Consider the following 13704-nt stretch of genomic DNA (forward strand, 5'->3'; position numbering starts at 1 on the left):
GCATAGGTGTCCGCACGAACGTGTTGGCTATCAGTGTAAGCGGGGTTTTAATCCATGCCCAAGTCACTCGACAGTTTTCAATGTCGTTCCGTCCTTACCGTTGATGGTAAGGACTATGTCTATTTCAGCCTTCCCAAGGCTGAAGCCAATGGCCTGAAGGGCGTTTCCAAGCTGCCCTATTCCATGAAGGTTCTGCTGGAAAATCTGCTGCGTTTCGAGGACGGCCAGTCCGTCACCAAGGAGCATATCCTTGCGGTTTCCGAATGGCTTGGTAACAAGGGCCTGACCGAAACCGAAATTGCCTACCGCCCCGCCCGCGTTCTCATGCAGGACTTTACCGGCGTTCCCGCCGTGGTTGACCTCGCCGCCATGCGCGACGGTATCAAGGCTCTCGGTGGCGATCCGGAAAAGATCAATCCGCTGGTGCCCGTCGATCTCGTCATCGACCACTCTGTTATCGTTGATGAATTCGGCACGCCGAATGCTTTTGCCCGCAACGTCGAACTCGAATATGAGCGCAACGGCGAGCGTTATCGCTTCCTCAAGTGGGGCCAGCAGGCGTTCAAGAACTTCCGCGTTGTCCCGCCCGGCACCGGCATCTGTCACCAGGTTAACCTCGAATATCTCGGCCAGACCGTCTGGACCAAGGAAGAGGATGGCGAGACGATCGCTTATCCGGATACCTGCGTCGGCACCGACAGCCACACGACCATGATCAATGGTCTTGGTGTTCTCGGCTGGGGTGTCGGCGGTATCGAGGCTGAAGCTGCCATGCTCGGCCAGCCGGTTTCGATGCTTCTGCCTGAGGTCATCGGCTTCAAGCTGACCGGCAAGGTGAAGGAAGGCGTCACCGCGACCGACCTCGTTCTGACCGTTGTGCAGATGCTGCGCAAAAAGGGCGTGGTTTCGAAGTTCGTCGAATTCTTCGGCCCCGGCCTCGATTCGATGTCTTTGGCCGACCGTGCAACCATCGGCAATATGGGCCCGGAATATGGCGCGACCTGCGGCTTCTTCCCGGTTGATGGTGAAACCATCAATTACCTGACCATGTCCGGCCGCGCAAAGGACCGTATCGCGCTCGTCGAAGCCTATTCCAAGGCGCAGGACATGTGGCGCACCGGTGATGGTTCCGACCTCGTGTTCACCGACACGCTGGAACTCGATCTTGGCGATGTCGTGCCCTCCATGGCCGGACCGAAGCGTCCGGAAGGCCGCCTGCCGCTCGAAACCATCGCGCCGAATTTCGCGACGGCTCTCGAGAACGACTACAAGAAGCCCGGCCAGCTCCACAGCCGCTATGCGGTTGAGGGCGAGGAGTTCGATCTCGGTCACGGCGATGTGGCTATTGCCGCCATTACGTCGTGCACGAACACGTCCAACCCCTCCGTTCTTATTGCCGCCGGCCTTCTCGCCCGCAATGCGGTCGCCAAGGGGCTGAAGTCCAAGCCATGGGTGAAGACCTCGCTGGCACCGGGAAGCCAGGTCGTTGCCGAATATCTCGACAAATCAGGTCTGCAGAAGGATCTCGATGCGATCGGTTTCAACCTCGTCGGTTTCGGCTGCACCACCTGCATCGGCAATTCCGGTCCGCTGCCGCCTGCGATCTCCAAGACGATCAACGACCAGGGCCTGATCACCGCCGGTGTTCTCTCGGGCAATCGCAACTTCGAAGGTCGTATCTCGCCGGATGTTCAGGCCAATTACCTGGCCTCGCCGCCGCTGGTTGTGGCCTATGCCCTTGCCGGCTCGGTCCAGAAGGATCTGACCAAGGAGCCGATCGGCGACGATCAGAACGGCAATCCGGTCTACCTCAAGGATATCTGGCCGACCTCCAAGGAAATCCAGGAATTCATCCTGAAATACGTCACCCGTGAGCTTTACGAAACGAAGTATGCCGACGTGTTCAAGGGCGATGCGAACTGGCAGGCCGTTCAGGTTCCGCCGGGCCAGACCTATGCCTGGGACGACCAGTCCACCTATGTTCAGAACCCGCCCTATTTTGTTGGCATGGGTAAAAAGGGCTCGGGCCTCAAGAACATCAAGGGCGCGCGCGTCCTCGGTCTCTTCGGCGACAAGATCACCACCGACCATATTTCTCCGGCCGGTTCGATCAAGGCCGCTTCGCCTGCCGGTGCCTATCTGACGGAGCATGGCGTCGCTGTTGCCGACTTCAACCAGTACGGCACGCGGCGTGGCAACCATGAAGTGATGATGCGTGGCACCTTTGCCAATATCCGCATCCGCAACCACATGCTCGGCCCGAACGGCAAGGAAGGTGGCTACACCATCCACTATCCGTCCAAGGAAGAGATGTCGATCTATGACGCGGCCATGAAGTACAAGGCAGAGGGCGTACCGCTCGTCATCTTCGCCGGTGTCGAATATGGTAACGGCTCGTCCCGCGACTGGGCGGCCAAGGGCACCAACCTGCTTGGCGTCAAGGCCGTCATTGCGCAGTCCTTCGAACGTATTCACCGTTCGAACCTGGTCGGCATGGGCGTCGTTCCCTTCGTCTTCGAGGAAGGCACGACTTGGGCGAGCCTGGACCTCAAGGGCGATGAAATCGTCGAGATCGATGGTCTCGAAGGTGAAATCAAGCCGCGTGAAAAGAAGATCGCCAAGATCACCTATAGCGATGGGTCGGTGAAGGAAGTTCCGCTTCTTTGCCGCATCGATACGCTTGATGAGGTGATCTACATGAACAATGGCGGCATTCTGCAGACCGTTCTGCGCGATCTGGCCGCTTAATACTTTGACGATCGAAGGCGTCGGGAGAAATCCCGGCGCCTTTCATTTTGCGGTCTCTTTTTTTGTGATTGTCGCTCACCCCTTCGTGACTTTCTATTGAAGGGCGTTAGACGTTATTTTCCGGTTTGCATCCGGCAGGATTGATCGCATCAATTCGTCTGGATCTCTTCCGGACAAAGGTTTTTGTAATGCCGCTGAAATTCCCTCTGTCGATATGTCTTCTCGGCACGTTTCTCGTCACCTCCGCGCAGGCGCAGGAGGCCGTGAAGGGCGTCGTCGAATTGTTCACCTCGCAGGGATGCTCATCCTGCCCGCCGGCGGATGAAGCCCTGCGAAAGATGATCCAGAAGGGCGACGTCGTCGGTCTTTCCTACCATGTCGATTACTGGAACTATCTCGGCTGGACGGATTCGCTCGCCTCGAAGGAAAATACCGACCGGCAATATGGTTATATGCGTGCGCTCGGCCGTAACGGGGTCTATACGCCGCAGGCCATTCTGAACGGCCGCGACCATGTCAAGGGTGCCGATGTTCGCGGCATCTATGACAGGATTGATGCTTTCAAGCGCGAGGGAAAGGGACTGAACGTGCCGGTTTCGTCGAAATTTGCCGGTGACGAGGTGGAGATCGATATTGGCGCTGGTAGCGGCAAGGCCGATGTCGTCGTTGCGTATTTCACGCGCGAGCAGACCGTGGATGTGCAGAAGGGCGAAAACCAGGGGAAAAAAATGTCCTACTGGCACAGCGTCTATGATGTGCAGACAGTCGGCATGTGGGATGGTTCGCCAATGACGGTGAAGCTTCCGGCGAGCGTGGTGGCCAAGGTGAAAAAGGGCGGCTGCGCCGTGCTTTTGCAGACAGCCAACGCCGGTGGCGATCCCGCGGCAATCGTCGGCGCCAGTATCCTGCTTGGAAATGAAAACCCTTGATCGCCGGTAAGGCGATGGAAGATCCGGTCCGGGCATTGGGGGCTGGGGGTAAAGGGTCAATGCACCGGACCGGGTCATCTTGGTGCCTAGGCATCAATTGACAATAGGACTATTCCACCCAATTCAGGCCATGGTTTGACCGAAATACGGCAGCCTACGCGAAAATGGCTGCCTAAATGGTTACCATTTTTAACCCCTGCTTTTGCAGTTGGCAGCGCTTGTCCGAGAAACGGCGGGCGCAGTTCTGCGCTGCCGTATTCCGGTTCCGCTGCGCATCGAAGGCTTGTCAAACCCTGCCCGGAATTCCCCTGTCCTGTACGCCATGCCGGTGCAAAGACTTGCAATTTCGCCCTCTCAGGCTCACACTGCACGGATGATTTGGGTGGAATCGGAGGTATTGGATGACCGATCAACCGGATGTGCAGCAGGTGCAGACCGCTTCACGTGACAATTCCACCGTCATCGATCTCCGCGAATATAAAAAGAACAAGGACCCTTTGCCGGTCACCTTTCACCGCCGCGAGCTGGATGCGATTCTGCGCATCTATGGCCGCATGGTGGGAGAGGGCGAATGGCGTGACTACGCCATCGATCACCTGAAGGAAAAAGCAGTGTTTTCCGTCTTCAAGCGCTCAGGTGAAATGCCGCTTTTCAGGATCGAGAAAAACCCCAAGCTGGCGGCGAAACAGGGTGCTTATTGCGTGGTGAATACGGATGGCCGCATTTTAAAACGTGGGCATGAGTTGCCGCAGGTTCTGAAGGTCTTCGACAAGGTTTTGAAGCTCATCGAATGAGCTTTCGCAAAAGCGATCGCCGGCAGGGACGGGACGCTCTGGCGGATAAGGGTGAGGAATCTTCCCAAATAAAAAGGCGGCCGACGGGCCGCCTTTCGTGTGTCTGGCAATCGAACCCTTAACCTTAGTCGTCGCGGTTTCCCAGGAACTGCAGGAGGAAGGTGAAGAGGTTGATGAAGTCGAGATAGAGCGTCAGTGCGCCCATGATCGCCTTGCGGCCGGCGACGGCAACATCGTCAGCATCGAAATACATTTCCTTGATCTTCTGGGTATCGTAGGCGGTGAGGCCTGCAAATATCAGCACCCCGATCGCGGAAATTGCGAACTGCAGAGCGGACGACGCAAGGAAGATGTTGACGATCGACGCGATGATCAAGCCGAACAGGCCCATGATCAGGAACGAACCGAGGCCCGACAGATCTTTCTTCGTGGTGTAGCCGTAGAGCGAAAGCGCACCGAACGATGCAGCCGTTACGAAGAACGTCTGCACGATGCTCTGGCCGGTGTAGACCAAGAAGATCGAGGAGAGCGAAACGCCCATCAGCGCAGCGTAGACCCAGAAGGTGGTCTGGGCGGCGGACACGCTCATGTTCTGGATACGGAAGCTAAGGAAGAAGACCAGCGCCAGCGGTGCGAGCATCACAACCCAGCGCAGCGGCGACGCGAAAAGCAGCTGGGCAAAAGCCGGGTTCGAAGCAGCAAGCGTATAGGTGCCAAATGCCGCGACGCCGGTGATGACCAGAGCCAGCGCCATCAGGTTATAAACCTTCAGCATATAGGCGCGAAGACCTTCATCGATCATCGCACCAGACTGTGCACGCGTCTGCGCCATGCGGTTCTGGTAGTTATTGAAGTCAGCCATTGTTTCCTCTTTTGAGCTCCGTGATTGCTACGGTGTCGGGATACCTCCCGGGCGCCGCTGCGGAGCTTCAGCAAGCCTGCTTGAGAATATGATGGCAGATCGTGTCCGATACAAGGCCTTTTCCCGTCGAAAAGACACCATATGCGCGAAAAGCGCTCACGTTTTGGCGATCATTACAAAGAATTAATCGTTAAAGTTAAGCGGCGTACAACCGACGATCATTCGCCTGCCTGCCGGAGAACCGGGGCTGCCTTCTGCCCGAGAATCCGCCATGTGCCGATGAGACCGATGCCTACCGTCATGACGAGGGCGACGACGAGGGTTCCGATCGCCACATCCGGCAGGAAGCTGGAGGGCAGCTTCATGATACGGGCAATCACGAACCATGCGGAGACGCCGCCGGCGAAAAGCGCGAAGACAGCGGTGGCGAGGCCGAGCATCATATATTCATAGGAGAAAGCGCGGATGAGCAGGTTTCGTGTGCCGCCCAGCGTTTTCAGGATGACCGCGTCATGGGTACGGGCGCGGTTTCCGGCGGCAAGAGCGCCGGCAAGGACCAGGACGGAGGCGATGAGCGCAACGGCCGCAGCGGCGCGAATGGCGGTGGCGAGTTGGCCGACAAGCCGGTTGACGACATCGAGAGCGTCCTTCACGCGCACGCTGGTGATCGTCGGATAAGTGTTGGTGACGGCTCGCAATATGCGGCCCTCGTCGCTGGCGGTTGCGGAAGGATCGGCAAGGGTCGCAAGCCAGGCATGCGGTGCGCCGCGGAAGGTATTGGGTGAAAACACCATGACGAAATTGATTGAGAGGGATTCCCATTCGACATTACGCAGATTGGCGATCTTGGCCGTGATGCTGCGGCCGAGCACGTTGACGGTAACCGTGTCGCCAATCTTGAGACCCAGTTCTCCAGCTTCCTCGGCTGCGAAGGAAACCAGCGGCTCGCCGCTATAGTCCGGCCCCCACCAGCTTCCTTCTGTCAGAGTCGCATTTTCGGGAATATCCTGCGAATAGGTAATGCCCCGGTCGCCGCGCAGCACCCAGCGCCCGGCCGGAGGCACCTCCATCTTCGTGACGTCCTCGCCGTTGAGCGCCAGGATGCGGCCGCGCAGCATCGGCACTTCTGTCAGCGCGCCTTCCGGCGCTTCCTGTTTCAGAAGATCGCGGAAGCCCTGAAGTTCGCTGCCCTGAATATCCACGAAGAAGAAATTCGGTGCGCGGTCCGGCAGGCTGTCCGTCAATTCGCGACGCAGATTGCCGTCGATCAGCGTCAGCGTCACGAGCAGGGTCAGGCCGAGGCCGAGCGAAAGAACGACGGAGGGGGTGAGCGCGCCTGGCCGGTGGATATTGCCGATCGCCAGCCTGAGCGCAGCCGAATGAACGCGCGGGCTGCGCTTGGCGATGGCCTTGACGCCGGAGGCAACGAACCTCAGCACCATGAACGCAAAAGCGATGGCCGCCAGGAAGACCGAGGCGATGAAGCGGTCTTCCGCAGAAAAGATGGCAAGAGCGGCGAGCGCCGCCAGCAGCAGGCCGGTTGCTACCAGATAGGGCCAGGATGGCCAGCTTCCCTCCTCGAAACCCTGTTCGCGGAAAAGTGCCGTTGCCGGCACCTCGCGCGCTTGGCCAAGGGGTACGATGGCGAAAGCGAGCGTCGTCAGGAGACCGAACAGGGCGGCAAGACCGAGAGCGCCGGGATAAAAGGCAAGCTCCTTCGGCACGGGCAATACGCCCTCCAGAAACCGCATGGCGATAAGCGGCGCGACGGCGCCGACGACAAGGCCGATGATGATGCCGACGGCGGCGATGAAGGCGATCTGGAAGAGATAGGTCATGGTGACCACCGAGGCCGGCGCACCCAGGCATTTCAGCGAGGCGATGGTGGTGCGTTTAGAATCCAGAAAGGCGCGAACGGCATTGGCGACGCCGACCCCGCCAACGATGAGCGCGGTGAGGCCCACCAGCGTCAGGAATTGCGAGAAGCGATTGACGTTTTCGGTGAGCGATGGGGCCGCCCGGTCACTGGTGCGGATGGACCAGCCGGCATCGGGAAAGGCCTTGTTGGCCGCATCGGTCATCGTTGACCGTGCCGAAGGATCGCTCAGCCTGATCTTGTAGGCATGTTCGACAAGACTCCCGTTCTGAACGAGACCCGAGGCGAAAAGGGCGTCGCGACTGACCATCAGTCGTGGAGCAAAACCGAAACCGTCGGACAGAGCATCCGGCTCGTCGACCACGGTGCCGGTCAGTTTCAGCTTCACATTACCGAGCAGGATTTCATCGCCGACCTTGATGCCGAGCCGTTCCAGCAGAAGCGGCGCGGCGATGGCGCCATAAGTGTCGCCGTTCCCGGCCAGAAGTTCGCTCAGCGGTCGGTTCGGCTCGGCCACGAAAGTTCCATAGAGCGGGTAGGCGCCGTCAATGGCCTTCACTTCCGTCAGGGTCTGTTCAGACCCATCGGCAAGGCGCGCCATGGAACGCAGCCCGGTGGAAACCGCGACGGTACCAAGGCGGTCGAGATAGGCCCGTTCCTCCTGCGTCGCCTCCCTGTTGCGCAGCTCGAAACGGACGTCTCCGGCGAGGATCGACTGGCCTTCGGTGGCTATGGCGCTAGTGACTGCGCGTGACACGGAATTGACGGCGGCTATGGCACCGGTTCCGAGCGCAATGCAGGCAAGGAAAATGTAAAAGCCGCGCAGGCCGCCACGAATTTCGCGGCGCGCAAGCCTCATGGCGTTTCTTATATTGGCGAAAGAGGGGAAAATGGAGCCGATCATGCCGATACCGCCCGCGCCATCTGGGGACGGGCGCTGTCGCCCTCAATCTCGCCGGATCGCACCTTGATCTGCCGTGAGCACCGGGCGGCAAGCGACGGATCATGGGTGACGAGGATCATCGTCATGCCCCGTTCGGCCTGCTTGGCAAAGAGAAGATCGGCGATTTGCCTGCCGGTATCGGTATCGAGGTTGCCGGTCGGTTCGTCGGCGATCAGTACGGCCGGCGAAGGGGCAAGCGCGCGGGCGATGGCGACACGCTGCTGTTCGCCGCCGGAGAGCTGGCCGGGATAATGGCTCAGGCGCTCGCCGAGACCGACAGCGACGAGCTCGCGTCTGGCGATCTCGAACGGGTTTGGAACATTGGCCAGTTCCAGCGGAACGGCGACATTTTCGAGCGCCGTCATATTGGCGATGAGATGGAAGGACTGGAAGACAATGCCGATATTCCGGCCGCGGAAATCCGCCAGCGCATCTTCGCCGAGCTTGTGCAGTTCGGTGTCGGCAATGATGATTTCGCCGCTATCGAGCCTCTCGAGACCGGCAAGCACCATCAGAAGCGTCGACTTTCCCGATCCGGAGGGGCCGACGATACCAACCGCCTCGCTCTCTCCGATTGAAAGATCGATGTTCTTGAGAACGTGAACGGAGGCGGCGGCATTGCCGAGCGTGAGGTCGGCTTTCTTCAGCTCTATGATGCTTTTCGTCACAATTCTCGTTCCTATATAGTGTGATGAAAACGGTCTGGCGCTCGATGCGGTCGGTATTTCAGACAATGGGAACCAAGTTAGGAAAGCCGTGATGAGATTTAAAGCTGCCCTGTTTCACTTCATCGTCATTTTTGCCGCCGCCTTTTCGGGCTCTGTTGCGATGGCTCAGGAACGGACATTGCAACTGGTCGGCCTCGGCGACAGCTTGATGGCTGGTTATCAGCTGCCGCCAACCGACAGCTACACCGCACAGCTTGAAGCTGCATTAAAGGGCAAGGGCGTCAATGTCGCCATCGCCAATGCCGGTGTGTCCGGCGATACCTCCTCAGGTGGTCTGGCGCGAGCGGAATGGTCGGTTCCCGATGGTACGGACGGGGTCATTCTGGAACTCGGCGCCAATGACGCTCTGCGCGGAATTCCCCCCGAACAGACCGAAAAGAACCTCGACACCATCATTTCCGGTTTTCAGAAGCGCAACATAGCCGTGTTGCTGGTCGGCATTATGGCGCCGCCGAATATGGGCGATGATTATGCCAGCCGCTTCAATCCGATCTTTCCGAAGCTCGCCGAAAAATACAACCTGCCGCTTTATCCGTTCTTTCTTGATGGCGTGGTGACGGATGATGCGCTGAAGCTGGACGACAAGATGCACCCCAATACGAAGGGTGTGGCGACGATGGTTGAAAAATCTTTGCCGGCTGTTGAAAGCTTCATCACGACAATCGGTGCGCAAAAAAAATAAGCACTTGCGCCCGCCTGCATTGCGTGATTCGCTATGCTTGTTCTGCCAAGAGATTCGGGGAGCTCGCCATGCCGAGACTGTTTACCGCCCTCGAAATTCCGCGCAATGCGGCTATGAGCCTCTCATTGTTGCGCGGTGGTCTGCCGGGAGCCCGGTGGATCGATGTGGAGAATTATCACATAACCCTGCGTTTTATCGGTGACATCGACGGTCGTACCGCAGATGAGGTCGTGGACAGGCTGGACCGGATCGACAGGCCGGAATTCCAGCTGAACCTCACCGGTATGGGGTCCTTCGGTTCCAAGAAACCGCATTCCATCTGGGCCGGGGTTTCTCCCTCGCCGGAAATGCATGCGCTTCAGGCGGAAATCGAGCGGATTTGCCAGAGGATCGGTCTCCCGCCCGATCCGCGCAAGTTCATGCCGCATGTCACGCTGGCGCGGTTGCGCTCCTCCCGCGTGGACGATGTGGTGCAGTATCTTTCCGGACGCGGCAACTTCCGCACCTCGCCCTTCACGGTCGGCCGTTTCGTGCTGATGTCGTCGAAGGAATCGGTGGGCGGTGGACCCTATATCGTTGAAGAGGCGTTTCCGCTTCATGAGGCGCGGTCCAGCTCCATCTTTTCGAGCAACGATCTGCATCCTGCCAAGAGCATGTTGTAGACCTTGAGGAACCCGTCCTCGGCCCCGTAATAGGGGTCGGGGACGTTCTCGCGGCAGCCAGTGGCATAGTCCACGAAGAGATGGATCTTGTGTCGCTGCCTTCCCGGGCTCGATTGCAGCAGGTTCGCCAGATTGTTTTCGTCCATGGCGAGTATCAGGTCGAAGGTCTCGAAATCCGCCAGGGTGACCTGTCTCGCCCGCTGCCGGGAAATATCGACGCCATGCCGTCGCGCCATGGCGATGGACCGTGGATCGGGCGCGTCACCCGCGTGCCAGCCGCCGGTGCCGGCGGAATCGATGGTGAGCTGATCAGACATGGCCGCGCTGTCGGCAAGGCGTCTCAAAACCCCTTCGGCCAGCGGTGAACGGCAGATATTGCCCATGCAGACAAAAAGAATAGCTGTATGTTTCATGGATTGTGCGTCGATCACGTCGTTGAAGCGTTAATGGGTCTCAAGCGGAGGCAAGTTCATGAAATATCCCAGACTAGAGCCGGACGCCATCCGGCAGGCCCTGTCGAAACTAGAGGGCTGGTCCCTGCGCGAGGACGGAGCGGCTATCGTCCGTTCCTTCAAGTTTGCAAGCTTTGCGGAAGCCTTCGGTTTCATGGCCGAATCCGCACTTGTGGCGGAAAGGCTCAATCATCATCCCGAATGGTCCAATGTCTATTCGCGGGTGAAGGTCTGCCTCACCACCCATGATTCGCAGGGTGTGACGGAGCGCGATTTTCTTCTGGCCGAGGCCATGCAGAAGGCGGCTGCGGCTCGAAGCAATTGAACGGCGGAGCTTAAATCCCATATAATAGCCGTGACCGGAGGACCGTCGATCATGGATGATGTGAAAATCGGTGAAATTCTTCTGCCTGGTGAAGCCGACAGGCGGGAGGAGCGCGAGAACGTCGTGCGTGCGAAATTCTGGCCCAAGCTGAAGCGCGTGATGTCGAAGGTACCTTTCGCACGCGATGCGGCGGCGGCCTATTATTGCGCGATCGACCGCGATACGCCGCTGCGCGCCAAGGGTATCATCCTGGCGGCGCTCGCCTACTTCATCATGCCGATGGATGCCGTGCCGGATGTGCTGGCCGTTATCGGATTCACTGACGACATCGCCGTCATCACGGCAGCGCTCGCTATGATCCGCGCCCATATCAAGATGGAGCACTACGAGGCGGCTGACGCCATGCTGAAACGGCAGCAGGAAGCCGGGTAACGCCTCTGTGATCTGCCTGTTCGGGCGAGCCTGACGGGCGACAAATTCTTGCCTGAATTTATGTGTCATACACACGAAAGAAGGGTGTTTCGCACCTTTCTCCTCAGGGCGTCGGGAGTCGCCAATCTGTAACACCGCAAGACGTTTCCGGCATTTTATGCGTGTTGTTGACGGTTTGGTAACCGCTTCCCGACCACAATGAGAAAAGACGATCCGCACCTGAACGTGGCCGATCCAGAAACTGGGCTCGCCGATGCTTCGGGCCAATGGAAGACAATAACCCGGCAGGAAATTCAATGTTTGTAAGAAGTGTAGCAACCGCAGCGGCCATTTTGCTGACCAGCGTCGGCGTAGCATCTGCACAGTCGCCCACGCGCATCCAGCAGTTCAATGCATGGGGTGCCTATTCGTACAAATCGGGCAACAGCACCGTCTGCTACGTTCTTTCCATTCCGACCGCCAAGGAGCCGGCAAATGTCGACCACGGCGATATCTTTTTCATCGTCTCGCAACGTCCGGGTCAGAACATTTCCTATGAGCCGCAGGCCATGGTGGGTTATCCGCTCAAGCAGGGTTCCAAGGTTAATGTGACGATCGACAACAAAAACTTCGTCATGTTCACCAAGGACAAGGCCGCCTGGGTTGAAAACGCCGCCGAAGAACCGGCGCTTGTGGCGGCCATGAAGGGCGGCAGGTCCATGACCGTCAAGGCCACCTCCGGCCGTGGCACCGCGACGTCCTATTCCTATTCGCTGTCGGGTATTTCGGCGGCTCTCAAGCAGATCGAGAGCTGCAAATAATCCTGACACCGTATTGTGTCTGACAATGGCCGGTCCTTGACCGGCCATTTGCGTTTTTACTTGTTTGATGCTAAAGGCGCGGCAACATTGACAGGCGGATGCGCGAAAACTGCTCCGCCTTTGATTTTCTCGACATGCAGACGATTTTCCGCCTATCCGAAAGGCCGGTCGTGCGATGCATGGAATGATGGGATAGCGTAATGTCTGTAATGCAAGCCCCTGCCGGCCTGGCAGTCAAAACGCCGTTGATCGCCAATAGCGATCTGATGTCCGGCAAGCCGTCGCTGATCGGCATGACCCGTGAGGAAATGGGTGAGGCGCTTTCGGAAATCGGCGTGCCGCAGAAGCAGGTGAAGATGCGCGTCAGCCAGTTGTGGAACTGGCTTTATGTGCGCGGCGTCTCCGATTTCGACAATATGACCAATGTCGCCAAGGAGCTTCGCGAGAAGCTGAAGGCGGCCTTTACCATCGCCCGTCCGGAAATTGTCGAGGAACAGATTTCCAATGACGGCACCCGCAAATGGCTGATGCGGTTCCCACCGCGCGGTGCGGGACGTCCGGTCGAAATCGAGACGGTCTATATTCCCGAAGAGGGTCGCGGTACGCTGTGCATTTCAAGCCAGGTGGGCTGTTCGCTGACCTGTTCCTTCTGTCACACCGGCACCCAGCGCCTCGTGCGCAACCTGACGGCTGAGGAGATCCTTTCCCAGCTTCTGCTGGCACGCGATCGGCTCGGTGATTTTCCCGACGGTTCGACGCCGGTCGGCGCTTATGTGCCGAGCGAAGGCCGCAAGGTTTCCAACATCGTGATGATGGGCATGGGCGAGCCGCTCTATAATTTCGAGCATGTGAAGACCGCGCTTTTGATCGCCACCGATGGCGATGGCCTGTCGCTCTCCAAGCGTCGCGTCACGCTCTCCACATCGGGCGTTGTGCCGGAAATCTTCCGCACCGGCGATGAGATCGGCGTCATGCTGGCGATTTCGCTGCATGCGGTGCGCGACGAGCTGCGCGACATGCTGGTGCCGATCAACAAGAAATATCCGCTGAAGGAACTGATCGAGGCCTGCCGCAAATATCCGGGCCTCTCCAACGCCCGTCGCATCACCTTCGAATATGTGATGCTGAAGGATGTCAATGACAGTCTGGAAGACGCCAAGATGCTGGTGCAGCTTTTGAAGGGCGTCCCGGCCAAGATCAACCTCATTCCGTTCAACCCATGGCCGGGCACGAACTATCAGTGCTCGGACTGGGCGCAGATCGAGAAGTTCGCCGATTTCATCAATCAGGCCGGTTATGCTTCGCCGATCCGCACGCCGCGCGGTCGCGATATTCTCGCCGCCTGCGGCCAGTTGAAGTCGGAATCGGAACGGATGCGCAAGACCGAAAGGCTGGCTTTCGAGGCGATGATGATCGCCAACCACGGCGCGGATGACTGAATAAGCCGCAATTGCCGCCTGAAAGCTTGTTT

General features: G+C 58.5%; 13 protein-coding genes. 9 read left to right on the forward strand and 4 right to left on the reverse strand.

Annotated features, from left to right (window positions below; translation table 11 throughout):
- The first annotated feature begins 54 nt into the window (after positions 1-54).
- From acnA to ACQZ48_RS14045, 3 genes are all read left to right on the forward strand, one after another.
- Positions 55-2748, forward strand: a complete 2694-nt coding sequence (gene acnA, locus ACQZ48_RS14035) for an aconitate hydratase AcnA (protein WP_448728909.1) — start codon at positions 55-57, stop codon at positions 2746-2748.
- Between the two features lie 188 nt (positions 2749-2936).
- Positions 2937-3677 carry a DUF1223 domain-containing protein gene (locus ACQZ48_RS14040; protein ID WP_448728910.1) on the forward strand — a complete coding sequence of 247 codons (741 nt, stop codon included), beginning with the start codon at positions 2937-2939 and terminating at the stop codon, positions 3675-3677.
- A 401-nt stretch (positions 3678-4078) separates the two neighbouring features.
- Complete coding sequence (locus tag ACQZ48_RS14045; protein ID WP_003523170.1) at positions 4079-4471, forward strand: DUF2794 domain-containing protein; 393 nt, start codon at positions 4079-4081, stop codon at positions 4469-4471.
- 124 nt (positions 4472-4595) lie between these two features.
- Here the strand turns inward: ACQZ48_RS14045 and ACQZ48_RS14050 are convergent, their stop codons facing one another.
- The 3 genes from ACQZ48_RS14050 to ACQZ48_RS14060 form a co-directional block, all read right to left on the reverse strand.
- Complete coding sequence (locus ACQZ48_RS14050) at positions 4596-5333, reverse strand: Bax inhibitor-1/YccA family protein (RefSeq protein ID WP_077985478.1); 738 nt, start codon at positions 5331-5333, stop codon at positions 4596-4598.
- Positions 5334-5551: 218 nt separating this feature from the next.
- Complete coding sequence (locus ACQZ48_RS14055) at positions 5552-8113, reverse strand: ABC transporter permease (protein ID WP_191217219.1); 2562 nt, start codon at positions 8111-8113, stop codon at positions 5552-5554.
- Positions 8110-8820 (reverse strand): ABC transporter ATP-binding protein, encoded by a 711-nt coding sequence (locus ACQZ48_RS14060; protein ID WP_142912959.1) that lies wholly within the window; start codon positions 8818-8820, stop codon positions 8110-8112. The genes ACQZ48_RS14055 and ACQZ48_RS14060 overlap by 4 nt, the downstream gene beginning before the upstream one ends.
- Before the next feature lie 91 nt (positions 8821-8911).
- Here ACQZ48_RS14060 and ACQZ48_RS14065 point away from each other — a divergent pair, with 91 nt between their 5' ends.
- Both ACQZ48_RS14065 and thpR read left to right on the forward strand, forming a co-directional pair.
- On the forward strand, positions 8912-9562 hold the full coding sequence (locus ACQZ48_RS14065; protein WP_077985481.1) for an arylesterase: 651 nt from the start codon (positions 8912-8914) through the stop codon (positions 9560-9562).
- Between the two features lie 68 nt (positions 9563-9630).
- Positions 9631-10224, forward strand: coding sequence for an RNA 2',3'-cyclic phosphodiesterase (thpR, locus tag ACQZ48_RS14070; protein WP_077985482.1), 594 nt, complete (start codon positions 9631-9633; stop codon positions 10222-10224).
- Here the strand turns inward: thpR and ACQZ48_RS14075 are convergent.
- Positions 10158-10637 (reverse strand): low molecular weight protein-tyrosine-phosphatase, encoded by a 480-nt coding sequence (locus ACQZ48_RS14075; protein ID WP_191217220.1) that lies wholly within the window; start codon positions 10635-10637, stop codon positions 10158-10160. The genes thpR and ACQZ48_RS14075 overlap by 67 nt on opposite strands.
- A gap of 58 nt (positions 10638-10695) precedes the next feature.
- On the opposite strand from ACQZ48_RS14075, the gene ACQZ48_RS14080 reads away from it, so the two are divergent.
- The 4 genes from ACQZ48_RS14080 to rlmN all read left to right on the forward strand — a co-directional run bounded on the left by ACQZ48_RS14080 (position 10696) and on the right by rlmN (position 13672).
- A complete protein-coding gene (locus ACQZ48_RS14080) occupies positions 10696-11001 on the forward strand; it encodes a 4a-hydroxytetrahydrobiopterin dehydratase (protein WP_077985484.1) in 306 nt (101 codons plus the stop codon).
- Positions 11002-11052: 51 nt separating this feature from the next.
- The gene (locus ACQZ48_RS14085; RefSeq protein WP_077985485.1) at positions 11053-11433 is read left to right on the forward strand and encodes a YkvA family protein; all 381 of its coding nucleotides are present in this window, start codon (positions 11053-11055) and stop codon (positions 11431-11433) included.
- Between the two features lie 296 nt (positions 11434-11729).
- Positions 11730-12233 (forward strand): invasion associated locus B family protein, encoded by a 504-nt coding sequence (locus ACQZ48_RS14090; RefSeq protein ID WP_077985486.1) that lies wholly within the window; start codon positions 11730-11732, stop codon positions 12231-12233.
- Positions 12234-12499: 266 nt separating this feature from the next.
- On the forward strand, positions 12500-13672 hold the full coding sequence (rlmN, locus tag ACQZ48_RS14095; protein WP_142913030.1) for a 23S rRNA (adenine(2503)-C(2))-methyltransferase RlmN: 1173 nt from the start codon (positions 12500-12502) through the stop codon (positions 13670-13672).
- The last annotated feature ends 32 nt before the right edge of the window (positions 13673-13704 follow it).

The organism is Agrobacterium sp. 22-209-1, assembly GCF_053522485.1.